This window comes from Ruegeria sp. AA3 (assembly GCF_056542905.1).
Map to the genome: position 1 here is coordinate 34,841 of NZ_JBQGAQ010000004.1, position 26,115 is coordinate 60,955.

Below are 26,115 nucleotides of genomic sequence, written 5' to 3' on the forward strand. Positions count from 1 at the left end.
TTGGCAAAGCCCGGCTTTGCGCTTAGATCGGGGTTTATGGCTAAGAACAAATTCCACGATGGCCCCGGCCCGTCCCAACGACAGCTGCGTGTCGGCGAACTGATCCGCCGTACCCTGTCCGAAGTTTTGGCGCGCGGAGATGTCCACGACCCCGATTTGAACCGCATGTCGATCACCGTGGGCGAGGTGCGCACCTCGCCCGATCTAAAGATCGCCACCGCCTATGTGCTGCCATTGGGCGGCAAAGGGCAGGAGGACGTGATCGAACTGCTCGCTCGCAACAAGGGTGAATTGCGGCGCATGGTCGGCAAGAAGGTCGGACTGAAATTCTCTCCCGATCTACGTTTTCGGTTGGATGACACATTCGACCGACTGGATGACACCCGTCGCATGTTCGAACAGGACGCGGTGCGCCGCGATCTGGACGAGTGATCCGCCTATCTGTCACATTAGGCGCAGTTGTTTGGGCCGCACAGGCTGGGGCAGTGACTTGTGAAAAGCTGACCCACGAGGACAAGCGCTATACCATTTGCGAGGTAGACGCGGCATCCGAAGATTTGCGCCTGTTCCTGAACGATGAGAATGGCGACCTGTTGGGCCATTTCTCGTCAGTGAACGAAGCTCTGGCCCCTGACGGTAAGCGTTTGGCCTTTGCGATGAACGCGGGCATGTATCATGATGATCGCTCGCCCGTGGGTCACTTTGTTGAAGACGGCGAAGAACAGATGCGTGTGATCCCGAATGCTGGCCCGGGAAACTTCGGTCTGTTGCCCAACGGTGTGTTCTGCATTCGCGACGGACGCGCCGATGTGTTTGAGACATTGGATTACATCGAACGCGCGCCGGAATGCCGGTTCGCCACCCAATCCGGCCCGATGCTTGTCATCTATGGAGAGTTGCACCCCCGATTCCTGCCGGATTCGACCTCTCTCTATATACGCAATGGGGTCGGAACCAACGCTGAAGGGACCCGTGCGGTATTTGCAATCTCTGAGGATTACGTCACCTTCCATGAATTCGGCAGGTTGTTCCGCGACGCGCTGGATACTCCGAACGCATTGTTTCTGGATGGCAATATTTCGCGGATGTATGACCGCGCCAACAACCGATCGGACATCGGGTTTTCACTGGGACCAATAGTAGGCGTCGTCGAGAACGTACCGGCAAATTGACAGCGTCGAAGCGATCCGCTAACTCGCGCGCCTCAGTAAGTTTCAAGGTGCAAGATGGGACGCAAACGCAAGGGTCGTGACATTTCCGGTTGGCTGGTGGTGGACAAGCCTGCGGGCATGACTTCGACCGCTGTGGTCAACAAGGTGCGTTGGGCGATGGATGCCAAGAAAGCAGGCCATGCAGGCACGCTGGACCCCGAAGCGACCGGCGTTCTGGCGGTAGCTTTGGGCGAGGCGACCAAGACTGTTCCCTACATCACCGATGCGCTGAAAGCCTACACATTCACTGTGCGATTAGGACAGGCGACTAATACCGACGATGCCGAAGGCAAAGTTATCTCGGAAAGCTCTGCACGCCCGACGGATGAAGACATCAAACAGGCGCTCTCACCGTTCCTCGGGGACATCATGCAGGTGCCGCCCAAGTTTTCAGCTGTGAAGATCGACGGTCAGCGCGCGTACAAACTGGCCCGCGATGGCGAAGATGTGGAACTGTCCGCACGCCCCCTGTGGGTTGAAGAGTTGATCCTTGTCGACCGACCCGACACCGATCATGTGGTGTTGGAAATGACCTGCGGCAAAGGCGGGTATGTCCGTTCGATCGCGCGCGATCTGGGCGAAGCGCTGGGCTGCTACGGCCACGTCAAAGAACTCCGTCGCATCTGGTCGGGTCCGTTCGAGGCCGAAGACGGCCTGTCCATCGAACAGATCGACGAGATGGCCAAATCCACAGCATTGGATGAATACCTGCACCCGTTGGAAACCGGCCTGTCTGATCTGCCTGAGTTGAAATGCACCTCGGAAGGGGCAACCCGACTGCGCAATGGCAATCCGGGAATGGTGCTGGCATCCGACGTCGAATACGGCGACGAGGCCTGGGCTTCGCTGGATGGCAAGGCTGTGGCCGTCGGGATATACAAATCCGGCGAATTGCATCCCAGCCGGGTGTTCGTCGTTTGAACCACGTGTTAGGCGAAGGGCATGATCACCCGTTCTCATACCAAGGGCGACGCGCCCTCGACCGCCATCTACTCCGACTGCGAAAAGTATCGCTATAGCCTGACCCGCATCTGGGATCCGGCGGGGCGCAAGGCGCTGTTTGTGATGCTGAACCCATCAACCGCAACCGAGGTACAGAACGACCCGACGGTTGAACGCTGTGAACGGCGGGCGCGAACATTGGGCTTCGGCGCATTTCAGGTTACCAACATTTTTGCGTGGCGCGATACCGACCCGCGCAAAATGCGCGCAGCCGCGGATCCTGTTGGACCGCAGAACGACCAAGCCATTCTGGAAGGTGTTGGCTGGGCCGATCAGGTTATTGCTGGATGGGGCACACATGGCGCGCATCTTGATCGCGGTCGATCTGTCGAAGCACTGCTGCGCGCCACTGGTCAACCGATGTATCATCTGGGGCTCACCAAAGACGGCCATCCAAAGCACCCGCTCTACATCGCTTACGCGCAACAGCCTCAGTTGTGGTGACGAAGGGTTAACCACGCCTGCAACTTGGCTTTGACCAACCTCTTGATTGCATGAGATTTTTTACACTCGGGGCAAGTGTGCTTGCGGAGGGTAATCATGTTTCTGATCGGTTTATTCGGGATGGCTGCATTAGGAGGGGCCGCCTATGCGATAAGCGACGTTCTCGTACCCGACGAAACAACCGAGGAGGATGGTGAGCAAATTTATGACTCGGTTGAGGATGAATTGACCGAAGGCAACCTCCTCGAACTGGATGAAGATGTTGAAGAGCCCGATTCATCCGAAGATGCCAACACAAGTGAAATCATCTCTGAGCATGAGGGAAGTCTGGTCATCGCGGGCGATGAGGATGCAAATGTTCTGACCGGACAAGAGGGTAATGATCAGATTAATGGGTACGAAGGCGGCGACCTCATCGACGGGGGGGACGGAAACGACATCATCTACGGTGGTTCCGGAGAGGACACGCTGATCGGAAACGTCGGGAACGATGTGCTCCATGGCGGGTATGGCGACGACAATTTGGCCGGAATGTCAGGCAATGACGACCTGTATGGTCATTTCGGAATGGATGAGTTGGAAGGTGGCGACGGCGATGACCGGATTTTCGGCGGTCAGGACGATGATGTCTTGAGGGGCGATGACGGCGACGATCAATTGCAAGGTGGCGACGGCGATGACTATCTGACAGGCGGTGCAGGACAAGATGCCCTGTTCGGTGGAGACGGGGATGACATTCTGAACGGCAACGATGGTCGGGAGGAGACTTCCCCTGACTTTCTGAACGGCGGCGCTGGCGATGATGTCATACTGGCCAAAGACGGAGATATCGTCACCGGTGGAGACGGCGATGACGAAATAATCGTGCAGCCAAAACCGGATCAGGAAGCCGCAACAATCATGGATTTCCAGATTGGTCACGATAAGCTGCTAGTCACCTGGGACGGCCCAGAAGACCCTGAGCTGACCATCGAGCCAGACAGCGAAAACAATGACCTGACCCATGTCAGGGTCAACGGCGTGAATGTTGCGCAGATATTTGGTGCAGAAGGTCTAGCCGCAGAGGATATTCTGTTTGTGACCGAAGCCCAATTGGCACAATACGCTTTCACTGGTTGAACCCGCAGAATCCCTTTGCCATTCGCAGCAAAAGCGCCTATATGCGCCCATCCGCTTCGGAATCGGTGCGGTTTTCTCCATGGGCCTGTGCTGGACGACATCCCGGCCTGCGCCATCAACTCTAACCTTTAAAGGAGACCCCGATGTCGATTACTGCCGCTGAAAAAGCACGCGTTATGAAAGAATTCGCAACCAAGGACGGCGACACCGGTTCGCCAGAAGTCCAGGTTGCAATCCTGACCTCGCGCATCACCACCCTGACTGAGCACTTCAAGACCCACAAGAAAGACAACCACGGTCGTCGCGGTCTGCTGAAAATGGTCGCCCAGCGCCGTAAGCTGCTGGACTACCTGAAGGGCAAAGAAGAAGCGCGCTATCAGGACCTGATCAAAAAGCTGGGCATCCGCCGCTAAACGCTTTTTGTGGTCGTTGGTTGGGCTTTACTTAAAACCAATTAACACAAATATCGCATATGAAACGCTCGCCTATTGGCGAGCGTTTTCTGTTTAACTGGTGCAAAAAACTCCGCGACAATCGGAGTGTTTCTTGGTCTTCTCAAATTGAGTTTTTCGACGGCGCTGGAGAAATGCAGTGACTCCCAGCGCGGACAGCAACAACGGCAGACCTGCCGGAAGTGGAACCGGCGCGACGTCAGCAAAACTCACACTCAAGGAACCATTGCTGCTATCCAAAGAGAATGGCGAACTCGAGGAAAAGTTCGCAAACGAAAAGAAACTGGAATCGATCAGGTTTGCGCTGAAAAGCTCAAATGTATCCGTTTCAGATGGCAGAAAACCGTCAATGAAACTGATCTCGATATCGAATACATCCGTTGCGAACAGGCTTCCTCCAACCAGTATCGAGTCGAATAATGATGGTGCGGTACCGCCGATCTCAAACAGCATTGACCCACTGCGCAATTCCAGATCACCCGTAAATTCAAGCGTGCCCGGCGAAAATCCTGCTGAAATAAACCCGCCCGACAAAACGGTTTGAACCGCATCGATCGTTCCGTTGCCCGTAATGCTGCCTCCGGTGCCGACGACAACCTCTGGGGCTCGGAGCACACCGCTGTTCAATATAATTTCACCAGTCTGGTTGTTCGTCCCGGAGAATGCCGAGCCAAATTGAATGCCAACATCTGAGTCGAAGGTCGCACCCAGAACGGACAAAGTACCCGAGCCGGCCTCCGTGGTAGCACTATCAGAACCAATCTGCACGCGACCGGACGTTCCCCTGACTTCGAAATCGCTTCCGCCAAGCACAGTAATAGAACCTGTACTTCCGGCGCTGCGTCCAATTTCAAGGTTGACCTCACCCGATGAACGCAAGGCAGCGGTGGAAATGGCTCCAACAGACATCGTTCCTGACGAACCAGAACCTTCACCAAAAACGGCGTTGATTCCATCCCCGGTCACTTCAAAATTTGAACCGAACGCCATCGAGATGTTGCCGTCTCCGCCATCCGTTCCCACACCGAGGAAAGTTCGTCCATTTGGTGTGTCCAGAGTGATCTCTGAATTCACCAAACCAATATCCCCAGTGCCATTTTCCTGATCCCCAACTACGATGAAACTTCGCTGCGTAGTTGTGAGATTGGTCATGTCGATCGTGGAATCGGTCATATCGATCACACCGTTGCCGGCGATTGGCGTGTTTCCGTCAACGCCAACCAACAAGCCAACCCGGCTGTGCCCGGTGGCGTTAATCGTCCCATTGTTCATCAAAAGTGTGCCATCGGCCTGATCTTCACCAAACTGCAAAAGGATATTTTCGTTATCGTCTCCTGAAATCGGGCCATCATCCGTCATGTTGATCGTAGCACCATCAAGTACTTCCAAAGTCCCGGAGTTGCCGGCGAAAGTACCAACCTCGAGCTTGGAACCAGAGTTTGTACCGTTCAAGTTCACCGTGGTCCCCAGACCGGTTATGGTGACGGTGCCAACCCCGCCATCACCGACGTCGATCTTGGGGCGCGCTTCAAATTCTACAGGTGATGTTCCACTATTCAGCGTAACAGTATCTCCACCATCAATGGTGACAGTGCCATCGCCGCTGCGACCCGCATCTATCTGCCCACCTTCTAATCCGTTCGCTAGATACACAATGCCATCACCGGTGGTTACCGTTGCAGCGTGAGTTTCAAATACGATGAGAATTGCCGCGCATGAAGCGCTTGTAAGCAGCTTAACCATAACTTTCCCCCAGAAAAGCACTCAGAAAAAACACTAAGAATGAGAGAAGGGTATCAATTTTTGTAAATTTGCAAACAACCCCGATATTTAGCTGGATATAAAGCTAATCAAAATAGGGATTTAGGTCTTCAACATGCAGTCAAAACAGTCTCAAATGAGCTCTTAATTTCTGCGGCTTGCGACAGCCAATGAAGCTCTTAAAAAACACTACCGGCTTCTAAACCCATTTCTTGCGAAGCCGGTCCGATGGTTAACGCGCCTTAGACATTTCTCCTGCAAAAACATCTACTTCGCCCCAAAAGCTTCGCATTGATTTTTGCGCTAAGGCAAATTTTTTAACTTCCTGTGAACCACTTCACTGACCAGACCAAAAGAATGCGCCATGCTGACATTGTTAGTGAGTAGGCGCTTCTTTTGTTTCGGGCGTCAGGTTTTCATAGTCCTCCCTATCTTTACTGGGCGCGCCTCTGACAGGCGCGCCCTTTTGTTACCTTGATCTCCCGGAATGCGAGCGATTCTCAGCCGATTTGCATCAAATCCAGGAAGAAGTTCGTGCTCCGGAAGACGAGAAGACCCTTAATCAATCAAGGGTCTAATTGTGACGTGGCGTCGTGACCTTATGGCGATAGCTCCGATGGTTGACGTAAGCGTAAGTAATACAGCTATATTTTTACCACTTGATCAAAAATGATGCGAAACGTGGAATCCTTCCCCCTTTCTCAAAGTCAAATTTTTCATACATGCGCCGTGTCGCTGCGGGTTACCACTCACGGCATATGATCTTTGAGCTTCTCCCTCGAGGCTCAGATCTGACCCGCAGCGACAAGCATCTGGGCGAATTAAGTTGTTGGGAGGTGAACGATGCCATTGAAAGCTGTTCTGGACAGAGTGTTTTCGACTAAAACAATTCGAACGGCTGATGTTGTTAAATCATCGGTGGTGCCTTCCAGCCCAGATGGAACGCGAAAACCAATATCGAAGGTCGAAACCGCCGCTGTTCTCCGAGGAATTCTCAGAGAGGAACAGCTGAGTCCGGCGAAACCGCGCGCGCGCGAAGACCCAATACAATAGCGCGCCAATGTCATCACATCCGGCCTCTGTCATCGGGATTCCAGTGCCAAATATCGAAGCAATGCGCACTATTGAAAACGCCCGCAACTCGGCGGGCGTTTAATGGGGGTCAGGTGAACTCGGGCTGCTATTGCGACATGCCACCTTCGCTGCTGACCTGTTCCTGAACGTGGGTCTCATTGCCCACGGTCGCACCACGTGGAGGGAAATCCGCAAAAGTCGCCAGATGTGCCTGAACCAGCCGGGCTGCCGGACCAAAGGCCCACATCTTGTTGCCCATCCAGCGGGTATACATCCCGGATTCCTCGGCCGCTTTCTCATAAGGATCGCGGCGTAGGTTGAACAGCAATGGCGCGTTCAGTTCCTCTTTAGGACCGGCCCAGCCCTTTTCCTGAATGGTGAAATGCGCCTTCCAGTCGTTATAGCGGATCGCCTGCAGATCGGTGCCTTCGTAATAGACAATCTCTTTGCGGTTACTGGGTGTTTCGCCAGTCAGATATGAAAGCTGATTATACCCGTCCAGATGCACCTGATAGCCTTCGAACCCTTCAAGCAGATCGGCAGGAAGGTTCTGCGATCCGCCTGCTGCCGCGACAAGAGTGGGCATCCAATCCATGCCGTCGAAGATACCGTTCAGCACCTGACCTTCGGCAACTTTGCCGGGCCAACGGATGATCGCGGGAACGCGGAATCCTCCCTCCCAGGTGGTGCCTTTTTCGCCGTGGAATGGCGTGGTGCCACCATCGGGCCATGTCATCGTTTCCGGGCCATTGTCCGAGGTGAAGATAACGATGGTGTTGTCGGCGATACCAAGCTCTTCCAGATGCGCGGTCACCTTGCCGACATTATCGTCAAGCTCTTTCATGACCACATCCTGCAGGCCGCGCCCGTCGCCCAGCATCGCCTCGTATTCCGGGCTGAGATGGGTCCAGACATGCGCCCGCGCAGGCGCCATCCAGACAAAGAACGGGGTTTCGCTGTCAACTGCGCGGTTGATGAAATCGATGGTGTGGGCCGTGACCTCATCATCCAGGGTTTTCTGACGTTCAGGCGGGGCTGGACCGTCATCAATGATGCGCTGTTTGCCCACCGGCCCCCAGCGGGGGTCGACGGTCTCGTCAACGGTATCCGTGGCAAACGAGTGGATAATGTTGCGCGGACCGAACTGAGCGGCAAATTCCGGATCATCCGGCCAGTCGGGGTCGGTCGTGTATTCCATTGCGTTGAGGTGGTAGAGCCAGCCCCAATATTCATCAAAACCCTTGGCGGTTGGCAGGAACTTGTTCAGATCGCCCAGATGGTTCTTACCGAACTGCCCCGTGGTATAGCCCATGGATTTGAGGATATTTGCCAACGTCGGGTCTTCGTCGCTAAGCCCGACCGGATCGCCCGGAAGGCCCACCGTGTGCATGCCGGTACGTACCGGGAACTGACCGGTGATAAAGGCGGAACGCCCTGCGGTGCAGCTGGGTTGCGCATAATAGTCGGTCAACCGGGCGCCCTCGGCGGCAAGCTGATCCAGATTCGGAGTCTGGATGCTTTTGACACCTTGATGATAGCTGCCAAGGCTGGCCCATCCGACATCGTCAGCCATGATCACCAGGATATTGGGCTTGTCGGACTGTGCAACGGCCGTCGTGGCAACCGCCCACAAAGCCGCAGCGAGGCTGGTAGTTACTGATTTTATTCGAAACATTCGGTTCGACTCCTGCGTTCAATCGGATTGGCCGAGTGGGCCGATATGCGGTATGTCCTAGCGGGTGGACCATTCGCTCCGCAAACGCGGCTTTACTTTTTTGCAGGATCTGAAACTTAATGTTCAGTAACTGAAACTTGAGGACCATCGTGTTAACTGAAAAGACTCTTTCCGCCTTTCTGCACCTTGCCGAGACGGGCAACTTTCAGGAAGCGGCCAAACGTCTGGGCGTCTCGAACGCGTCGCTGTCGCGTTATGTTTCGATGGCCGAGGAACAAGTCGGCTTTCCGCTGTTTCACCGCAAACGCGGCAACAGCGGACTGACGCGTGAGGGGCAAACGTTCCTGCCGGTGGCAAAAACTCTGCAGGCGGATTTGAATCGCTGCGCTGATCAAGTGGAGCGTATCCGTCTGGATACCGGTCAAACCGTGCGGATCGGCTGTGGCCCTTTGACGCCGCGTACGCTGGTGCGGCCCGCGATTCAGGCCGCCTTGCAGCAATCCCCCGCATTCCGTTTCAGGGTGGATGTCAGCGCGCGGCAGGCACCGATCGAGATGCTCGAGAATGGTGAAATCGACATCTATCTGGGCGATCTGACCCATACGTCAGAGACCGATAATATCGAGCTGATGATGTTCGAAAAGCGTGCGGTGGTGTTTGCTGCCCATGTTTCACATCCATTGCATGAAACCGCCCCTGTAACCTTGAATGCGCTATTCTCGTATCCTTTCGCCTCGCCGCATCTGCATAAGCATTGGCGTGCGGCGATCACGCGGGCATTGGGCGGCAGCGACGATGCGGTTGAAAAAGTCAGAGCGTTGCCTCAGGTGGAAAGTGATGATTATGCCTTTCTGACGTCGCTGCTGACGGGCCCCGAGTTTGTTGTCGGCGGGATGCCTGAAACCTTCGCCGAACTGGTCGCGGACGGATCGGTCAAGCTGATCGAGACCACGCCGCCGATTACCTGGAACATATGCGCTGCACGAAAGGCAGGACCGGGTCAGCCTGCCACCGAAGCCCTGTGGAAACAGCTTGAGGAACTGGCTGGTCAAAACCCTGGGTGATGCATTATTCACCCAAATGGTTGACTGAAGCATGAAAGGGGTATAATTCATCCAAATGGTTGAACGAGAGAGTCGCTATGACCTGGGCGCAATATTGAAGGCCGCGTCCGACCCGACACGCCGAGCGATCCTGACAATGCTTGCGCAGCAGGGTCCCTTGCGGGTGACGGATATCGCGCGACGCTTCGAGATGAGCCTCAATTCGGTATCCAAGCACATCAAGGTGCTGGAAAATGCCGGGTTGGCGCAGCGTCGGACAGAATGGCGCGAACATCTGATCGAGGTTCAGATGGATCCCTTGTCAGCCGTGGATGAATGGTTTGCCGGGCTGCGTTCGATTTGGGCGCTTCGGCTGGACGCCTTGGAAACTGCTTTGGAGGACCCAGAAGATGACGGAACTGTCCCTTGAAATAACGCGCGCCATCCCGCACCCGCCTGAAAAGGTGTTTGACGCGTGGCTGAACCCGGAAATGCTGGCTAAATTCATGCTGCCCGGCCCCAACATGACCGTGCCCGAGGCACAATCCGACGCCCAGGTCGGTGGCCGGTTCAAGATCATCATGCGCGCACCCGAGGCCGGAGACCTCCCGCATGAGGGCGAATATAAGGTCATCGACCGGCCCAACCGGCTGCAATTCACCTGGAACTCTCCCTACAGCCAGGACGATTCCACCGTGACGCTGGATTTCACACCCACTGAAAAGGGCACCAAACTGCGCCTGCACCACATCCGCTTTCCGTCACAGGAAAGCCGCGACAATCATGAAGGCGGCTGGACCCGAATCCTTGAATCGCTGGAGGGTGCGCTGTGATCAACTGGCTCGCCCTGGGCGCGGGCGTAATCGCCGCCTTTCTGTTGGGGTGGCTGGTCTACGGCCCCATCGGATTGCAGAAACGCTGGGCCGAAGGCACGCGGATCGATCCCACCCCACCCGCTTCTCCACCTCTGCCGCAAATGGCAGCCCAGATCGTGTTTTTGATCCTGCTGGCCTCAGTGATCGCCGTAACTGAGACGACCAACAGCCTTGGGGTTGCGGTACTCGCCATCCTTGCAGTCGTAGCGCAGACGGCTTCGGTCGGGGCATGGGCGCAGAAAAGCGGCTTCGCCATCGCGGTCGATACTGGATATGCGTTCGGCTGCGGCGTGGTGATGATCCTGGCGCACGCGATCCTTTGATATATCGGCCCCTGCCCGGCTTGGGCAGGGGTTAGGCAATCCCCTGCCCCTTAAAAACTCCCGACTTTCCAAAGCTTGCAAACTGATGTATGGGCCAGTCATCTGAGACGTTGTGCCCTGACCCTGGCACTCGAATGGAAGATAAAGTGGGGTCGGCGGCAATGGGGCCGCCATGCAAAACGGGAGACCCGCAGGGGCGGGAGTGCTCTCATCTAGGATACGCATATGTTTGATGTAACAAAGAAATCGATTCAGTGGGGCGAAGAGACGCTGACACTGGAAACCGGCAAGGTTGCCCGTCAGGCGGACGGCAGCGTGATTGCCACGCTGGGCGAAACCAGCGTCATGGCGAACGTGACCTTTGCCCGTGCGCAAAAACCCGGTCAGGACTTTTTCCCGCTGACCGTACATTACCAAGAGAAATACTATGCCGCCGGTAAGGTTCCGGGTGGCTTCTTCAAGCGCGAGGCGCGCCCGACCGAGAAAGAGACGCTGACTGCGCGTCTGATCGACCGTCCGATCCGCCCGCTGTTCGTTGACGGCTTCAAGAACGAAGTTCTGGTGATGTGCACCGTGCTGTCCCACGATCTGGTCAACGATCCCGACATCGTTGCGATGATCGCGGCATCCGCTGCCCTGACCATTTCCGGTGCGCCGTTCATGGGCCCGATCGCCGGTGCTCGCGTTGGCTTCGAGGATGGCGAATACGTTCTGAACCCGACCGTCGATGACATGCAGGACCTGCGCCTGAACCCCGAGCAGCGTCTGGATCTGGTTGTTGCCGGCACCAAAGACGCCGTGATGATGGTCGAATCGGAAGCGTACGAGCTGTCTGAGGCGGAAATGCTGGGCGCGGTGACCTTTGCGCATGAGCAGATTCAGCCCGTGATCGACCTGATCATCTCGCTGGCCGAAGAAGCCGCAAAAGAGCCGTTCGACTTCGAAGCGCCGGATTACTCGGAGCTGTCCGCCGCTGTTTCGGCTGCCGGTGAAGAGCAGATGCGCGCCGCCTTCGCGATCACCGACAAGCAAGAACGCACCGCTGCTGTTGCCGCGGCCCGTGAAGCGATCAAGGAAGCGTTGACCGAAGAGCAGCTGGAAGACGGCAACCTCGGTTCCGCGATGAAGAAGCTGGAAGCTGGCATTCTGCGTGGCGACGTTGTCAAAGGCGGCAAGCGGATCGATGGTCGTTCGACCACCGATATCCGCTCGATCGTAGCAGAAACTTCGATGCTGCCGCGGACCCACGGTTCCGCGCTGTTCACCCGTGGTGAAACGCAGGCGCTGGCCGTGACCACGCTGGGCACCGGTGACGACGAACAGTTCATCGACGCGCTGCATGGCAACTTCAAATCGAACTTCCTGCTGCACTATAACTTCCCTCCGTATTCGGTTGGTGAAGTTGGCCGCGTGGGTGGCCCGGGCCGTCGTGAGATCGGCCACGGCAAGCTGGCATGGCGCGCGCTTCAGGCGGTTCTGCCTGCGGCGACCGACTTCCCCTACACGATCCGCATCGTGTCCGAGATCACCGAATCCAACGGATCAAGCTCGATGGCGTCGGTCTGCGGCGGTTCGCTGTCGATGATGGATGCGGGTGTTCCGCTGAAAGCACCGGTTGCCGGTGTGGCCATGGGTCTGATCCTGGAAGATGACGGCGAATACGCCATCTTGTCGGACATTCTGGGTGACGAAGACCACCTGGGCGACATGGACTTCAAAGTGGCTGGTACCGAAAACGGCATCACCTCGCTGCAGATGGACATCAAGGTTGCAGGCATCACGCCCGAGATCATGGAGAAAGCCCTGGCGCAAGCCAAGGACGGCCGGATGCACATTCTGGGTGAGATGGGCAAAGCCCTGTCCGAGACCAACGAATTCTCGGTCCACGCCCCGCGCATCGAGACCATGAACATCCCGACCGACAAGATCCGCGAAGTGATCGGCTCGGGCGGTAAGGTCATCCGCGAGATCGTCGAGGTTTCGGGTGCCAAGGTCGACATCAATGACGACGGCGTCATCAAGATCGCGTCGCCCGACGGTGAATCGATCAAGAAGGCCTATGAGATGATCCACTCGATCGTTGCTGAGCCGGAAGAGGGCCAGATCTACACAGGTAAAGTGGTCAAGATCGTCGACTTCGGTGCCTTCGTGAACTTCTTTGGCAAGCGCGACGGTCTGGTGCACGTGTCCCAGATCGAAAACCGCCGCCTGAACCATCCCTCGGACGTTCTGAAGGAAGGTCAGGAAGTGAAGGTCAAGCTTCTGGGCTTTGACGACCGCGGCAAGGTGCGCCTGTCGATGAAAGTGGTCGATCAGGAAACCGGCGAAGAGATCGTTCCCGAGAAGAAAGAAAAGAAAGAGGAAAGCGCAGAGTAATCTGCCCTCTTCTTTGAAAGCGAAGGCCCCGGTGATCTGCCGGGGCCTTTTTTGTCGGTATGGTGCGCATCAGCAGAAACAAGTACTGCCCGCTTCTGACCTATGTGTTGGCGCGGAGCTCTCTTTCCAAATCCGCTCCGAATTGCAGAACAGTGTCGATAAATAGCTCCAGATCTTGCCGCTGCGTGCGGTGATTGTTGATCGCCACGCGCAAGCAATGCTTCCCGTCCAGGGTGGTATCAGAGGGAACCGCGATGCCGGATTCCTGAACCCGTAACATGATTTCTGTGTTGATTTCCCTAAGCCGATCTTCATCCGCGATCCCATTGGTATAGCGAAAGCACACGATGTTCAGATCCACGGGCGCAACGAGTTCAAGCCGCTGGTCGGCACTCACCAATTGCTGCAGATATCGCGCCTGTTCGATGTTCTGATCGATCAGACGGCCAAACTTTTCGACCCCGTTCTCTTTCAGTGACATCCAGATCTTGAGTGCTTTGAACCCACGGCTAAGCTCAAAACTATAGTCGGCCAAAAACTTGCCAGCGATCAGCCCGCGTTCCTGAATTTGCAGATAGTCGCCGTGCATCTCAAACGTATCGAAATGGCGCTTTGCGTCCCGGACCAGTACGCAGCCAGCTTCGAAAGGGGTGTGCAGCCATTTATGCGGGTCCAAGGCGATGGAGTCGGCCAACTCTATTCCATCAACCAAATGTTTGTTGGCGGGCGCCAAGCGCAGGAAAGCACCAATACAGCCGTCAACATGGAACCACATCCCTTCGCGACGACAGATTTCCGCGACCGCAGTGAGATCATCCATTGCACCGGTATTCGTCGTCCCTGCCGTCGCGATCACGCAGGCCGGTTTGATGCCTTTGGCCCGGTCTGCTGCGATGGCGTTTTCCAACGCAGGGATGCGCATTCGATTGTGGTCATCGCTTGCAACCTCTGTCAGCGACTTTGCGCCATGGCCCATCGTCTCGAGTGCTTTCTGATGGCAGCTATGTACTTGGTCTGAAGAGTAAAACCTGAGGGGTTGCGGCATGCCCAATATGCCTTCGGCGCGAACGTCAACGCCGGCAAGTGCGTTTCGCGCCACATTCAGAGCCACCATATTGGCCATCGAGCCACCGCTGGTCAGAGTTCCACTAGCGTCCTCGGGAAAGCCCATCAATTCCTTGAACCAGTCAACCACCTGATTGTCGATCATCGCCGCAGCCGTGTTGCCGCCACCAAGGTTCGAACCGTCAACCGCGGCAATAAAATCGCCCAGTGCACCGGTGAAATTGGACGAACCCATATACCATCCCCAGAACCGTGGATGGATGTTGCCCATGGAATACGGGAACAGGTTTTCGCGCAGGTCGGCATAGACGGCATCAAGCGGCTGCGGCGTCATGGGTGCCGGGGATTTGAAGAAGTTTCGAACCGTATCCGGCATTTCCTGCCAGACATGCCGATCACGGACCTGGGACAAATGCCCGATCGCATCGTCAACCATCTGATGTGCAAGATTGCGCGATAGGGTCCAGTCTTCCGGATCCAGAGATTCTTCAAAATTGCCCATGTCAAAACCCCCAAGTGTTCAAAAGCCGCAAGTGTGGGGTGCACATGATACTTAGTCAATCTGCCTTGGATTCTGATCCTGATTTGGCCGGTCAATAAAGCTGTGAGACCCTATGCGCGCTTCATTAGAAAGGGGACACCCACGGGGCCTCGGGTTCCGCTCACACCGTCCTTAGCCGCACTCAGGTGCTGGTTCGGTAAACCAATTCTTAACACTTATAAGTTGAGTTAGCTCAAAGTTAAGGAATATAACGATATCCGGGAAATCGCTCCGCTTTGGCCTCGATCACCATCTATGAAATCAGCGGCGACCCGTTTGGCAATCCAAGCGTGACCATCACCGAAGGGTATCAGGTCGAAATCACCGATGATGACGGCCTTCTTGAGGATCCGGATGGAAACGGCGGCCAGCAGTTTAACACCAGTACGCTTCCTAACCTGGACAACTCGGGCAACCTCCAGATTTTCGAAGGTTACACGGCCACTGTAAGCGGGGCGCCAGTTACCTATACTCTGATTAATTTTTCAGGTACGCAATACATCGTCGTGACCTCTGGCGATGTTGAAGTCGGCGATGTTCTGACAGGCAACACGCTGGCGCAGAACTCCGCGCCGCCGGTGGCCTATGACAGCCTGCCTAGCTTTGTCTGCTTCACATCGGGGTCCTACATCCTAACTCCGTCCGGTCGCCGTTTGATTGAAGAGATCAAAGTCGGGGATCAGGTGATCGTCGCGGATGGCACCAGCCGGGCCGTGCGCTGGGTGGGCAGGCGGTGGCTGAGCGAGGCGGATCTGCATCAGACCCCGAAGCATTGTCCGATCCGGATCAGCGCAGGCAGTCTTGGACCGCAAACGCCGTCACGAGATCTGCTGCTGTCGCCGCAGCATCGGGTGGTCGTTTCGTCACCGGCAATGGAACTTCATCATAGTCACTCGATGATGCTGGCGACTGCTAAATCTCTGATCAACGGTAAGAACATCAATCAGCTGCCGCCGGAAGGAGGTGTCGAGTATATTCACATCCTGTTCGACCAGCATGAGTTGGTGAATGTTGAAGGGTTGTGGTCGGAATCATTTTATCCCGGCGACCATACACTCGACGTGATGAGCGTGGCGGTGAAGGAAGAACTATTCGATCTGTTTCCCGAACTGCAGTCGGGTGCACGCGGCTATGGTGATACCGTGTTGCCGGTGCTGAGATCATTCGAAGTGCAGATCTTGCGCTCGGGTTTGTGCGCCCCTTCCGGGACCACACCAGCATTTTTGCATTGAAAGAAGCAGGGGGCTTTTGCCCCCTGCCCGTCTATCCGTTTAGGACGGCGCTTTGGTCTTACGCAGATAAGGGAAGATCGTCTCGAACTCGCCGAACTTTTCTTTCGCCTCATCATTCGATACCGCAGGCGGGATGATCACATCCTCACCCGGCACCCAGTTGGCGGGAGTTGCCACGCCCTTGGCGCTCATTTGCAGCCCGTCCAGTGCACGCAGGATTTCCGCAAAGTTCCGGCCCACGGTCATTGGGTAGGTCATCGACAGCTTCAATTGTTTGTCCGGACCAATGATAAAGACCGAACGTACGGTGGCACTGTCGGCAGGAGTGCGACCGTCGGGCAGATACGCTTCTGCCGGCAGCATGTCGAAGGCTTTGGACACGGCCAGCCCATCATCAGCAATGATCGGGAAGCCGGGGTTGGCGTTGCCATATGCTTCAATGTCTTTCTTCCACTTCTTGTGGTCTTCGACACCATCGACCGACACACCCATCACCTTGGTGTTTCGCGCCGCCCATTCATCGTTCAGCTGCGCAACGGCCGAAAACTCGGTCGTGCAGACGGGGGTGAAATCCTTGGGATGCGAGAACAGGATTGCCCAGCTGTCGCCGATCCAGTCATGGAATTGGACGGTACCTTGATCCGTTTCTGCTGTGAAATTCGGGACGGTGTCGTTGATACGCAAACCCATTGGAAAACTCCTCTACTGTGAAAATCGTGAGTCGGTTGCTGCCAATCTAATCACTTACCGCAAAGGTTAAACCATTCATGTTGCCCTGTCAGGAAATTCGGTAGATACATAATTTGATCAAATTATGATTCTCACTTGCCTTGCACCAAGTCAGGTGACAGAGTGCACATGAAAACCGACCGTACGGTCGATTTATTTTTGCTCCGGAGGATGAGCCATGATCGAAAAGCGCGAGTTCTATATCGACGGCAAATGGGTTGCCCCATCAGAACCGAATGATTTCAAAGTCATCGACCCCTCGACCGAAGAGCCCTGCGCGGTGATCTCGCTGGGATCTGAGGCCGACACGAATGCGGCGGTCGCTGCGGCCAAAGCCGCCCTGCCCGGCTGGATGGCCACACCCGTCGAAGAGCGCATCGGCTTGGTGGAAAAGCTGGTCGACATCTATGCTACGCGTTCGGAGGATCTGGCGCAGGCGATGTCCATGGAAATGGGTGCGCCAATTGACATGGCGCGTACCCAGCAATCCGGTGCGGGCATCTATCACCTGAAAAACTTTATCCGCGCCGCCAAGGCGTTTCAGTTCGAACGTCCGCTGGGTGATCACGCGCCGAATGACCGGATCATCTATGAGGCGGTAGGTGTCGCCGCCCTGATCACGCCCTGGAATTGGCCGATGAATCAGGTCACGCTCAAGGTGGGCGCCGCCGCGATCGCGGGCTGCACGATGGTGATAAAACCCTCGGAACAGAGCCCGCTGAACGCGATGATTTTTGCCGAGATGATGGATGAAGCTGGTTTCCCAGCAGGCGTCTTCAATCTGGTGAACGGCGATGGAGTCGGCGTCGGCTCGCAGCTATCGGGGCATCCGGATGTGGATATGGTCAGCTTCACCGGCTCGACCCGCGCAGGTACTGCAATTTCCAAAAACGCTGCCGATACCCTGAAAAAGGTGCATCTGGAACTGGGTGGCAAAGGCGCAAATGTGGTCTTTGCGGATGCCGATGAGAAAGCAGTCAAACGCGGCGTGCTGCACATGATGAACAACACCGGCCAAAGCTGCAACGCGCCCAGCCGGATGCTGGTGCAGCGTCCGGTCTATGACCAGGCGGTTGAGACCGCCGCCGAGGTGGCCAACAAGATTACCGTGGGCAGCGCCGCTGAAGAAGGTCGCCATATCGGGCCGGTGGTGAATGAGGTTCAGTGGACCAAGATTCAGGACCTGATCCAGAAGGGTATCGACGAAGGGGCGCGCCTGGTTGCTGGTGGCACCGGTCGGCCCGAGGGATTGAACAAGGGCTATTATGTGCGCCCCACAGTATTTGCTGATGCAAACAATCAGATGACTATCGCCCGCGAAGAAATCTTTGGCCCCGTCCTGACCATGATCCCGTTTGATACCGAGGATGAGGCCATCGAGATCGCCAATGACACGCCTTATGGGCTAACCAATTATGTGCAGACCCAAGATGGCGACCGCGCCAATCGAATGGCCCGCGTGTTGCGATCCGGCATGGTTGAGATGAATGGCCAGTCTCGCAGTGCAGGGTCACCGTTTGGGGGTATGAAGCAATCCGGGAACGGACGTGAAGGCGGCGTGTGGGGGTTGGAAGACTTCCTGGAAGTGAAGGCCGTAGGCGGCTGGGCTGCGGAGTAAGTATCCATAACATTTGACTTTGGGGGAGTGCGCTTCTCAGGCGCGCTCCGCTTACATTTGGATACGCATCCCTGCGTCTCGGAACTGGCCAAACTTGAAAAAAGCCTTCTGAGTGACCATACCTGCCAGTTATGCAAATAGAAGAAATCTGGCCAAACTACCGCGCACGTATCAAGGCGTTCCTGCATTCCAAGGTGGCAAACCCGGCGGATGTAGATGACCTTTTGCAGGAAATCTCGATCAAGGTTTTCACAGGGCTGCCGACACTCAGCGACCCTTCCAAGTTGCAATCCTGGCTGTTCCAGACTGCTGACCGCACAATCATCGATTTCTACAGAAAAAACGCGCGGGCAAAGACCGTTGATCCTGAAGATCTTTGGTATTCCAGTGACGATCCGGGCATCCGTCAGGAGCTGGAAAATTGCGTCGAGCCATTTATCCGCGGCTTGCCCGCCGAGACGGCAAAGCTACTTATGGATATCGACATCAATGGCATGTCCCAAAAAGAATATGCCAAGGCTCACGGACTTTCTTATTCGACATTGAAATCCAGAGTTCAAAAGGGTCGCGACGACCTGCGTAAAGCATTTGACGATTGCTGTAATTGGACCATCGATACACGCGGAAATATCGCGGAATATCATTTAAAATCTGATAACTGCAAAAAATGTTGAGCCATTCTTCGTCTTTTTGATGCGGGCGCCGTCTTACAGGTGAACGTATCAAAAGGATAAAACGATGATCAAAATTATCAGCTTCAAAATCTGCCCGTTCGTGCAGCGTGTCACCGCTATGCTGGAAGCAAAAAACGTAGCCTATGACGTGGAATACATCAGCCTAAGCGACAAACCGGACTGGTTTTTGGAAATTTCACCGACGGGCCAAGTGCCTGTCCTGGTAACCGAGAACGGTACCGCGCTGTTCGAATCCGACGCGATCGTGGAATATATTGACGATGTCACAGCGCCATTGCAGACAGACATTTCGCCCGAGCAACGCGCAGTTAATCGCGCTTGGTGCCATCAGGCGACGAAACACTATCTGGTCCAATGCAGTACGATGCAGAGCTCCGACAAGGCGACGCTGGATGATCGCATCCGCAAACTGGATGCGTCATTCGCCAGGATTGAGAAACAACTGGGCGAGGACTCATTTTTTGCCGGCGAAGAACTCGGCAATGTTGATATCGCGTGGCTGCCGCTGCTGCACCGCGCGGCTATTGTCGAAAAACACAGCGGTTATGACATGCTTGCGGGTTATCCCAAGGTGAAGGCATGGCAGCAGGCTGTGCTGCTGACGGGAATTCCGGCGAAATCCGTACCCGCGGATTTCGATCAGAAGTTCTCGGATTTTTATTTGGCCGAACGCACATGGCTTGGGCGAGGCGCAAACCTGAATGAAGCACCCAGCGCGCCCGCAAAATCAACCGGGAGCGGGTGCTGCGGATAGAATAGAAATGCTCCTGCCCTGCAATCGCCGGGCAGGAGCTCGCCATCAAACCGGTCGAATGGTCAGTTGAGGCTCTCCATTCGAGGTGTGCCGGGTGGATCGACCATCCCAGCCAATCTCGCCGGTGACACGCTGCCGATAAGCCGAAAAACTATCGAACTGTACCACATCTACAGGCGCGTCGAACTGCAGGGTCACCCGCCGATGTGATCCATCACCCAAGATTGTCAGGCCACGGATTTCCGCAGTAAAGGGCTGACCCAAATATCGGCCCTCAACCCGGTCACCAACGCGTAGTTGCATTCGGTTACCGGCCAAGGCGTGCAGGGTGTTCCAACCGCGCACACCATGCTGATGTGCCAGCAATTCCAACGCCTCGCTATGCGATAGCGTAACACCTGTATCTTGCAGGCGTTTGCGCAGGCGTTTTGCCTGCTCTTTCAGCTCCGCAACCGGAGCGATGTTTTGAGTTTGTGTCATGATGTGCCTCGTTTCCTTGAACGGGCGCGAAATCTGGACGGGGCTCGCATTGCCATCCGCGCGCCAAGAAAAGGCAACAGATGCTATTCAACCGGGTTTCACCAAAACCAAAGGCTGCGAACGGCAGGGGACCCGAACCTGCCGCGCCTTTTGGCAGCCTCGGATCGACCTGTCAATCAGGCGTCTGCCTGCGCCGCCTCAAAGGCCAGCATGGCGCGTTTGACCGGCAGTCCCCAGTGGTAACCACCAAGACCACCCGATTTGCGCAAAGCACGGTGACACGGGATCAGCCAGCTGACCGGGTTCCGGCCCACCGCCGTGCCCACCGCACGCACCGCTTGTGGCGAGCCAACCCGCTGCGCGATTTCTGAATAGGTAGTGACCTGTCCAGATGGGATATGCATCAACGCCTCCCACACTTTAATCTGCAACGGCGAGCCAATCAGATAGAGCGGTGTCGGTTGCAAGCGGTCACTTTCCGCGCCAAAGGCACTAAGAACCCATGGGCGCAGGCGCATCGGGTCTTCGACGAACTCGGCCTGAGGCCAGCGCGACAGCATGTCTTCCATCGCCTCTTCTTCACCTGTTTCAGCGCCAAATGCGATGCCGCAGATCCCCTTGTCAGTCCCCATGACCAGAGCCGGGCCAAACGGGCTTTCAAACCAACCCCAATAGATCGTCAGACCCGCGCCTTTACGTGCGTATTCGCCGGGGCTCATGGATTCCCATTTCAGGAACAGATCGTGTAACCGCCCGCTACCGGATAATCCGACGTTATGCGCGGTCTCCAGCGTGGTAAAACGTTCGCGCAGCAGTGCCTTGGCATGGCCCAAAGTCAGGTACTGCTGGTATCGCTTGGGTGACACCCCAGTCCAGCGCGAGAACAGGCGCTGGAAATGGGCTGGGCTCATATCCATTTGGCGGGCCAGCTCATCAAGGCTGAGATTCTCTCCACCCTGATCGATCAATTCGATCGCGCGCCGCATGACGTTGTAATGATATCCGCTTTCTGCTGTCTGGATGTTCATCGGTCACCTCATCAGTTACAGTAACAGTAACTTGCCCCCGGCGATCTTGCGACCCGGAACCTGCGCTTTATCTTGTCAACTGAGTTGACGAATCAATCTGTGTGCCCCTACTATTCAGGTATGGAACACAGGTTGGATCAGCTTTATCAGGCAGTGCAGGCCGCCCGGCCATTGCTTCGGAACATCACGGCAGCCGTTGAGCAGGGCAGCCAGCGCAAAGGCGTGACCGTCGGACAACGTGCCCTTCTGGAAGGTCTATCGCGATTTCCAGGCGCGACCGCCCCGGTGCTGTGCGCCAAGCTGCAGCTGAAACGGCAATATGTCTCGCGCATCTTAAAAGAGTTGATGAGCGAACAGCTGATCGAAAGCCAACCCAATTCCGGACGTGCAGGCACCCATTGCTACCGACTGAGCCCTTCGGGCGATGCGACGATCACGGCAATCAGAGCGGATGAGATGACAAAGCTGTCACGCTTTGCACAGGATTTTTCTGCGTCAGAGCTTGCCGCTTACCACAAGGTTCAACTTGCCCTGACCCGGTACTTTGCAGACCTCGCCAAGGATACCTGACATGTCCGTCCTTTGGATCATAGCGACCGGGATAGTGATCGCCGTTTTATATATACTCCTGGAAATCCGTAAGATTGGAACTCCGACCACCGGGCCCAAAATAAACCTTGCATCGCGGCCTGAAACGGCGCTGCTGGTGATCGATATGCAAACAGATTTTACCTCGATGTCCGCATGGGATGACGCGCAGATTGAGGGCGCCTTATCGGCGATCCGGTCGATGACGGATAGCGCCCATCAGTCTCGTAGGCCTGTGATCGTCATTCGGCATGAATTCGAAGGGAGGCTGGCGAACATGCTGAATGGTTGGTTCAATCAGGGGCGTGGCAATGCAGAATCAGACGGGATCGGATTGGATCCGCGTCTCGCGCTGAATCCGGATGCCGAGTTTGTAAAGTCTGTGGGTGACGCCTTTTCTTCGTCGGTTTTTGAGCAGTTCCTGGAAGAAAAACAGATCGGAACGCTGGTTCTGACAGGGTTGGACGGGTGTCATTGCGTGAACAAAACCGCGCAGGGCGCGCTCAATCGAGGATACCGGGTTCAGATCGATCCGGCAGCCGTTCTGGTGGCTGACCCGAGCCGATGGCACGGGATCAGGAATCAACTTGCAACGGCGGGCGTAGATTTCCGACCGCAGAGGTAAGGCACAGGGACAAATCGACCAAGACCCGCACTTGAGCAAAACCAAAACGCACCTTTTCAATTGCGACCGCTTGTCTGGCAGGGCATTAAGGCTCGGATGGCCAAGCAACTTGGATACCACAAGATCCGCGAGATCTTTACGCGTTTTCATGACGCCGACCCTGAACCCAAGGGCGAGTTGGAGCATGTGAACGTCTATACGCTGGTCGTGGCCGTCGCGCTGTCGGCGCAGGCGACCGATGCGGGCGTCAACAAGGCCACCCGTGACTTGTTCAAGATCGCCGATACCCCGCAAAAGATGCTGGATCTGGGCGAGGAGGGTCTGATCGAACATATCAAGACCATCGGTCTGTTCCGTCAGAAAGCCAAGAATGTGATCAAGCTGAGCCGCATTCTGGTCGAGGACTATGGAGGCGAGGTGCCGAACTCCCGCGCCGCGCTGCAATCGCTGCCGGGTGTGGGGCGCAAGACCGCTAATGTCGTACTGAACATGTGGTGGCGGTATCCGGCGCAGGCAGTAGACACGCACATCTTCCGCGTTGGCAACCGCACCGGTATTTGCCCGGGCAAGAATGTGGACGCGGTTGAGCGCGCTATCGAAGATAACATCCCGACCGATTTCCAGTTGCATGCACATCATTGGTTGATTCTGCATGGCCGCTATCACTGCAAGGCACGCAAACCGCAGTGCCCGACCTGTATCATCCGCGATCTCTGCGAATTTGAGGACAAGACTCTATGAAGACCTACCAACTGACGGGCATCGGAAACGCCGTTGTGGACGTGATTTCCCAGGCCGATGACAGTTTCCTTGAGCTGATGGGTATCGAAAAGGGCATCATGCAGCTAATCGAGCAGGAACGCGGCGAAGTGCTGTACGCCTCGATGGAAGGTCGGGTGCAGACACCGGGCGGTTCGGTTGCAAATACCATCGCCGGGGCGGGTGCATTGGGCCTGGATTCCGCTTTCATCGGACGCGTACATGATGACGCCCTGGGTCGGTTCTATGCCGATGCGATGAACGAAGATGGGGTTGATTTCGTGAACCCGCCGGTGCCGGGTGGTGAGCTGCCGACTTCGCGCTCAATGATCTTTGTCTCGCCGGATGGTGAGCGGTCGATGAATACTTATCTGGGTATCTCCTCTGAACTGTCTTCCGAGGATGTCTCGGAAGATGTCGCAGGCAACAGCCAGATCATGTTCCTCGAAGGCTATTTGTTCGACAAGGAAAAGGGCAAGGCGGCGTTTTTGGAAGCTGCGCGCAACTGCCACAAGGGCGGTGGCAAGGCGGGCATCGCCATTTCTGATCCGTTCTGCGTGGAACGGCACCGCGTCGATTTCCTGCTGCTGATCGAGAACGAACTGGATTTTGTGATCGGCAATGAAGCCGAGATCAAATCGCTGTTCGAAACCGACGATTTGGAAGAAGCGCTGGCCAAGACTGCCGAGATTTGCCCTCTGGTCGTTTGCACCCGGTCGGGCGATGGGGTCACCGTTCTGAACGGCGATGCACGCATCGATGTGCCAGTTGAAAAGGTCGTCCCTGTGGACGCGACCGGTGCAGGTGATCAATTTGCTGCCGGGTTCCTGTTCGGCATGGCCACAGGCCGCGATTACGAGACCTGCGCGCGGATCGGCAATGTCTGCGCCCGGGAGGTGATCAGCCATATCGGGCCAAGGCCGGAGGCAAACATGCTTGAGTTGTTGCGGGGGAAAGGGCTGCTTTGAGCCCAAAGTTACACTAGTCGGTGCGCAGTTTTGAGAGCATCGGGCAAGAGACATTCCCGCTCTCGCATTTGGCTGTGAGTTCGTTCAGCGCCGCTTCCAATCGCTTCAGTTCGTTTATCTTTTCCCGCACATTGAAGATATGAAGCTCAGCCAGCTCTTTTACGGATCGGCAATCCTCTCCGTCGCCTTCGGACAGGCTGAGAAGCGTCTTTGTATCGGCTAGTGGAAAGCCCAAATCACGGCATTTCTTCAGGAAACGAAGCCTGCCAACATCGTGCGCGGAGTACATCCGCCGGTTATTAGGTGCCCGTTCTGGTTTGGGCACGATCCCTTCGCGTTCGTAGTAGCGGATCGTTTCAATGCCGACACCGCTTTGCCGGGATGCTTCCCCAATCGCAAACATGTGAGTTTTCCCGTCTTGATCCTGTAGCGACTACAGAAGTTATACAAGCGGCTGACACTTCGACAACTCCAACTAGTCAAGGGAAAGAAATGCAGAAGTACCTTAGCGTTAGTTATCTGGGATCACTGTCAGCACTCGGCGTCGCGACTTGCTGTGTATTGCCCATGACAATGATGTTGATGGGACTAGGAGGCAGTTGGCTTGCCATTTTCGGAAAGATCGCGGCGGCAAGCAACTACGTATTGGCGATTTCGACGGTGCTTGTCGCTATATCGTGGCTTGTATCTTATCAGCGCGGTTCCCTAACAAAGTTGAAATGGTGGCTTTCGGGGACGACCGCAATCACCGCGTTAGCTTGGGTCGTCGTCTTTAACGAGGCCCGGATCAACGACTACCTGATAATGCAGATGTGAGACGATGACAGAGCAAACTGTAGTGCTTGAAAGCACCCTGACGTGCCCGAAATGCGGTCACAGCGAAACCGAAATAATGCCGACGGATGCTTGCCAGTGGTTCTATGAATGCAAGTCTTGCGCAGCGGTCTTGAAGCCGTTGGAAGGGGACTGTTGTGTCTACTGCTCCTATGCCACGGTGCCTTGCCCGCCGATCCAGAATGGCGATAGTTGTTGCGGATGACAAAGTCTGCTTTGTTCCGCATATCGGCCATTCTTCAGACCCTTCGGTACCGCTCCGCTTTGAGAGATTGACTGTCTGCAAACCGACACGCACTCAGTGAAGTGAACTGTGGTCAAATCTCAGGCAAATGTCCTCGAAAGACCTCGACCACACGCGCATACACGCCGCGTTTGAAGGGTACGATATCATCAACGAGCCGTGACGGTGTCTGCCATTTCCAATGAGTGAATTCGGGGTGTTCAGTTGCGATATTGATCTGATCATCCTGCCCCAGAAACCGCATCAGGTACCACTTCTGCTCCTGCCCGCGATACCGGCCCTTCCAGATTTTGGGCACAATGTCATGCGGCAAGTCATATGGAAGCCAGCCGTCGGTCTCGGCGATGATTTCGACCAGATCTGCGGTCACGCCGGTTTCTTCCCAAAGCTCGCGTAGGGCGGCATCGCGCGGGTCTTCGCCCTTGTCCACACCGCCCTGAGGCATCTGCCAGGCGTCTTTGTGACGGTCGTTACGCTGACCGACAAAAATCAATCCTTCGGCATTCATCAGCATCAGCCCGACACAGGGGCGATAGGGAAGTGTTGCTATCTGGTCGGGGGTCATATGCGGCCTCATGAACATGCTTTTAAGCGTCTGTA

29 protein-coding genes are annotated in these 26,115 nt (G+C 55.7%); 21 read left to right on the forward strand and 8 right to left on the reverse strand.

Translation table 11 applies throughout. The features are described from left to right. Window positions 1-36: 36 nt before the first annotated feature. From rbfA to rpsO, 6 genes are all read left to right on the forward strand, one after another. Window positions 37-432 carry a 30S ribosome-binding factor RbfA gene (rbfA, locus tag ACR0JR_RS08675; protein ID WP_010438628.1) on the forward strand — a complete coding sequence of 132 codons (396 nt, stop codon included), beginning with the start codon at window positions 37-39 and terminating at the stop codon, window positions 430-432. Continuing rightward, complete coding sequence (locus ACR0JR_RS08680) at window positions 429-1,172, forward strand: phosphodiester glycosidase family protein (RefSeq protein ID WP_480455843.1); 744 nt, start codon at window positions 429-431, stop codon at window positions 1,170-1,172. The genes rbfA and ACR0JR_RS08680 overlap by 4 nt, the downstream gene beginning before the upstream one ends. A 54-nt stretch (window positions 1,173-1,226) precedes the next feature. Continuing rightward, the gene (truB, locus tag ACR0JR_RS08685; protein WP_480455845.1) at window positions 1,227-2,132 is read left to right on the forward strand and encodes a tRNA pseudouridine(55) synthase TruB; all 906 of its coding nucleotides are present in this window, start codon (window positions 1,227-1,229) and stop codon (window positions 2,130-2,132) included. Between the two features lie 21 nt (window positions 2,133-2,153). Further along, window positions 2,154-2,657: a DUF1643 domain-containing protein gene (locus tag ACR0JR_RS08690; protein ID WP_480455847.1), complete on the forward strand. Its 504-nt coding sequence runs from the start codon at window positions 2,154-2,156 to the stop codon at window positions 2,655-2,657. 96 nt (window positions 2,658-2,753) lie between these two features. Then, window positions 2,754-3,776 (forward strand): calcium-binding protein, encoded by a 1,023-nt coding sequence (locus tag ACR0JR_RS08695; RefSeq protein ID WP_480455849.1) that lies wholly within the window; start codon window positions 2,754-2,756, stop codon window positions 3,774-3,776. Between the two features lie 143 nt (window positions 3,777-3,919). Next, the gene (rpsO, locus tag ACR0JR_RS08700) at window positions 3,920-4,189 is read left to right on the forward strand and encodes a 30S ribosomal protein S15 (RefSeq protein ID WP_008757925.1); all 270 of its coding nucleotides are present in this window, start codon (window positions 3,920-3,922) and stop codon (window positions 4,187-4,189) included. Between the two features lie 93 nt (window positions 4,190-4,282). Here rpsO and ACR0JR_RS08705 read toward each other — a convergent pair whose 3' ends face one another. Together ACR0JR_RS08705 and ACR0JR_RS08710 are read right to left on the reverse strand one after the other, a co-directional pair. Continuing rightward, a complete protein-coding gene (locus ACR0JR_RS08705; protein ID WP_480455850.1) occupies window positions 4,283-5,992 on the reverse strand; it encodes an autotransporter outer membrane beta-barrel domain-containing protein in 1,710 nt (569 codons plus the stop codon). A gap of 1,177 nt (window positions 5,993-7,169) precedes the next feature. Beyond that, the gene (locus ACR0JR_RS08710; RefSeq protein ID WP_010438617.1) at window positions 7,170-8,738 is read right to left on the reverse strand and encodes an arylsulfatase; all 1,569 of its coding nucleotides are present in this window, start codon (window positions 8,736-8,738) and stop codon (window positions 7,170-7,172) included. Between the two features lie 149 nt (window positions 8,739-8,887). Here ACR0JR_RS08710 and ACR0JR_RS08715 point away from each other — a divergent pair, with 149 nt between their 5' ends. The 5 genes from ACR0JR_RS08715 to pnp all read left to right on the forward strand — a co-directional run bounded on the left by ACR0JR_RS08715 (window position 8,888) and on the right by pnp (window position 13,355). Next, the gene (locus ACR0JR_RS08715; RefSeq protein WP_170780312.1) at window positions 8,888-9,802 is read left to right on the forward strand and encodes a LysR family transcriptional regulator; all 915 of its coding nucleotides are present in this window, start codon (window positions 8,888-8,890) and stop codon (window positions 9,800-9,802) included. 55 nt (window positions 9,803-9,857) lie between these two features. After that, a complete protein-coding gene (locus tag ACR0JR_RS08720; RefSeq protein WP_170780311.1) occupies window positions 9,858-10,211 on the forward strand; it encodes a metalloregulator ArsR/SmtB family transcription factor in 354 nt (117 codons plus the stop codon). Beyond that, window positions 10,192-10,614, forward strand: a complete 423-nt coding sequence (locus ACR0JR_RS08725; protein ID WP_170776024.1) for an SRPBCC family protein — start codon at window positions 10,192-10,194, stop codon at window positions 10,612-10,614. The genes ACR0JR_RS08720 and ACR0JR_RS08725 overlap by 20 nt, the downstream gene beginning before the upstream one ends. Continuing rightward, a complete protein-coding gene (locus ACR0JR_RS08730) occupies window positions 10,611-10,979 on the forward strand; it encodes a DUF1761 family protein (RefSeq protein ID WP_170780310.1) in 369 nt (122 codons plus the stop codon). Before ACR0JR_RS08725 ends, ACR0JR_RS08730 begins: the two co-directional genes overlap by 4 nt. Window positions 10,980-11,204: 225 nt before the next feature. After that, window positions 11,205-13,355, forward strand: a complete 2,151-nt coding sequence (gene pnp / locus ACR0JR_RS08735) for a polyribonucleotide nucleotidyltransferase (protein ID WP_480455851.1) — start codon at window positions 11,205-11,207, stop codon at window positions 13,353-13,355. A gap of 100 nt (window positions 13,356-13,455) precedes the next feature. Here the strand turns inward: pnp and ACR0JR_RS08740 are convergent, their stop codons facing one another. Next, on the reverse strand, window positions 13,456-14,922 hold the full coding sequence (locus tag ACR0JR_RS08740) for a pyridoxal phosphate-dependent decarboxylase family protein (RefSeq protein ID WP_480455852.1): 1,467 nt from the start codon (window positions 14,920-14,922) through the stop codon (window positions 13,456-13,458). A gap of 275 nt (window positions 14,923-15,197) precedes the next feature. On the opposite strand from ACR0JR_RS08740, the gene ACR0JR_RS08745 reads away from it, so the two are divergent. Next, complete coding sequence (locus ACR0JR_RS08745) at window positions 15,198-16,193, forward strand: Hint domain-containing protein (protein ID WP_480455853.1); 996 nt, start codon at window positions 15,198-15,200, stop codon at window positions 16,191-16,193. Between the two features lie 39 nt (window positions 16,194-16,232). Here ACR0JR_RS08745 and ACR0JR_RS08750 read toward each other — a convergent pair whose 3' ends face one another. After that, a complete protein-coding gene (locus ACR0JR_RS08750; protein ID WP_058274981.1) occupies window positions 16,233-16,883 on the reverse strand; it encodes a peroxiredoxin in 651 nt (216 codons plus the stop codon). 217 nt (window positions 16,884-17,100) lie between these two features. Between ACR0JR_RS08750 and ACR0JR_RS08755 the strand changes: the two genes are divergently transcribed. The 3 genes from ACR0JR_RS08755 (at window position 17,101) to ACR0JR_RS08765 (ending at window position 19,989) form a co-directional block, all read left to right on the forward strand. Then, complete coding sequence (locus ACR0JR_RS08755) at window positions 17,101-18,540, forward strand: aldehyde dehydrogenase family protein (RefSeq protein ID WP_480455854.1); 1,440 nt, start codon at window positions 17,101-17,103, stop codon at window positions 18,538-18,540. A 131-nt stretch (window positions 18,541-18,671) separates the two neighbouring features. Beyond that, a complete protein-coding gene (gene sigZ, locus ACR0JR_RS08760) occupies window positions 18,672-19,214 on the forward strand; it encodes an RNA polymerase sigma factor SigZ (RefSeq protein ID WP_480455855.1) in 543 nt (180 codons plus the stop codon). Window positions 19,215-19,278: 64 nt separating this feature from the next. Then, a complete protein-coding gene (locus ACR0JR_RS08765) occupies window positions 19,279-19,989 on the forward strand; it encodes a glutathione S-transferase family protein (protein ID WP_480455856.1) in 711 nt (236 codons plus the stop codon). A 45-nt stretch (window positions 19,990-20,034) separates the two neighbouring features. On the opposite strand, the gene ACR0JR_RS08770 is transcribed toward ACR0JR_RS08765, so the two are convergent. Then, entirely contained in the window at window positions 20,035-20,469 is a 435-nt protein-coding gene (locus ACR0JR_RS08770; protein WP_480455857.1) for a glyoxalase superfamily protein, read from the reverse strand. A gap of 176 nt (window positions 20,470-20,645) precedes the next feature. Then, entirely contained in the window at window positions 20,646-21,497 is an 852-nt protein-coding gene (locus tag ACR0JR_RS08775) for a bifunctional helix-turn-helix domain-containing protein/methylated-DNA--[protein]-cysteine S-methyltransferase (protein ID WP_170471759.1), read from the reverse strand. A gap of 120 nt (window positions 21,498-21,617) precedes the next feature. Here ACR0JR_RS08775 and ACR0JR_RS08780 point away from each other — a divergent pair, with 120 nt between their 5' ends. From ACR0JR_RS08780 to ACR0JR_RS08795, 4 genes are all read left to right on the forward strand, one after another. Beyond that, window positions 21,618-22,067, forward strand: a complete 450-nt coding sequence (locus ACR0JR_RS08780) for a MarR family transcriptional regulator (protein WP_480455858.1) — start codon at window positions 21,618-21,620, stop codon at window positions 22,065-22,067. Between the two features lies 1 nt (window position 22,068). Beyond that, window positions 22,069-22,710 (forward strand): cysteine hydrolase family protein, encoded by a 642-nt coding sequence (locus tag ACR0JR_RS08785; protein ID WP_480455859.1) that lies wholly within the window; start codon window positions 22,069-22,071, stop codon window positions 22,708-22,710. A 96-nt stretch (window positions 22,711-22,806) separates the two neighbouring features. Next, window positions 22,807-23,451: an endonuclease III gene (gene nth / locus ACR0JR_RS08790; RefSeq protein ID WP_010438589.1), complete on the forward strand. Its 645-nt coding sequence runs from the start codon at window positions 22,807-22,809 to the stop codon at window positions 23,449-23,451. Then, the gene (locus tag ACR0JR_RS08795; protein ID WP_480455860.1) at window positions 23,448-24,437 is read left to right on the forward strand and encodes an adenosine kinase; all 990 of its coding nucleotides are present in this window, start codon (window positions 23,448-23,450) and stop codon (window positions 24,435-24,437) included. Before nth ends, ACR0JR_RS08795 begins: the two co-directional genes overlap by 4 nt. A 13-nt stretch (window positions 24,438-24,450) precedes the next feature. Here ACR0JR_RS08795 and ACR0JR_RS08800 read toward each other — a convergent pair whose 3' ends face one another. Further along, window positions 24,451-24,840 (reverse strand): MerR family transcriptional regulator, encoded by a 390-nt coding sequence (locus ACR0JR_RS08800; RefSeq protein ID WP_480455861.1) that lies wholly within the window; start codon window positions 24,838-24,840, stop codon window positions 24,451-24,453. Window positions 24,841-24,929: 89 nt separating this feature from the next. On the opposite strand from ACR0JR_RS08800, the gene ACR0JR_RS08805 reads away from it, so the two are divergent. After that, on the forward strand, window positions 24,930-25,253 hold the full coding sequence (locus ACR0JR_RS08805) for a hypothetical protein (protein ID WP_010438581.1): 324 nt from the start codon (window positions 24,930-24,932) through the stop codon (window positions 25,251-25,253). A gap of 4 nt (window positions 25,254-25,257) precedes the next feature. Next, entirely contained in the window at window positions 25,258-25,476 is a 219-nt protein-coding gene (locus ACR0JR_RS08810) for a GDCCVxC domain-containing (seleno)protein (RefSeq protein WP_083828990.1), read from the forward strand. A 112-nt stretch (window positions 25,477-25,588) separates the two neighbouring features. On the opposite strand, the gene ACR0JR_RS08815 is transcribed toward ACR0JR_RS08810, so the two are convergent. Continuing rightward, window positions 25,589-26,080: an RNA pyrophosphohydrolase gene (locus ACR0JR_RS08815; protein ID WP_480455862.1), complete on the reverse strand. Its 492-nt coding sequence runs from the start codon at window positions 26,078-26,080 to the stop codon at window positions 25,589-25,591. Between the last annotated feature and the right edge of the window lie 35 nt (window positions 26,081-26,115).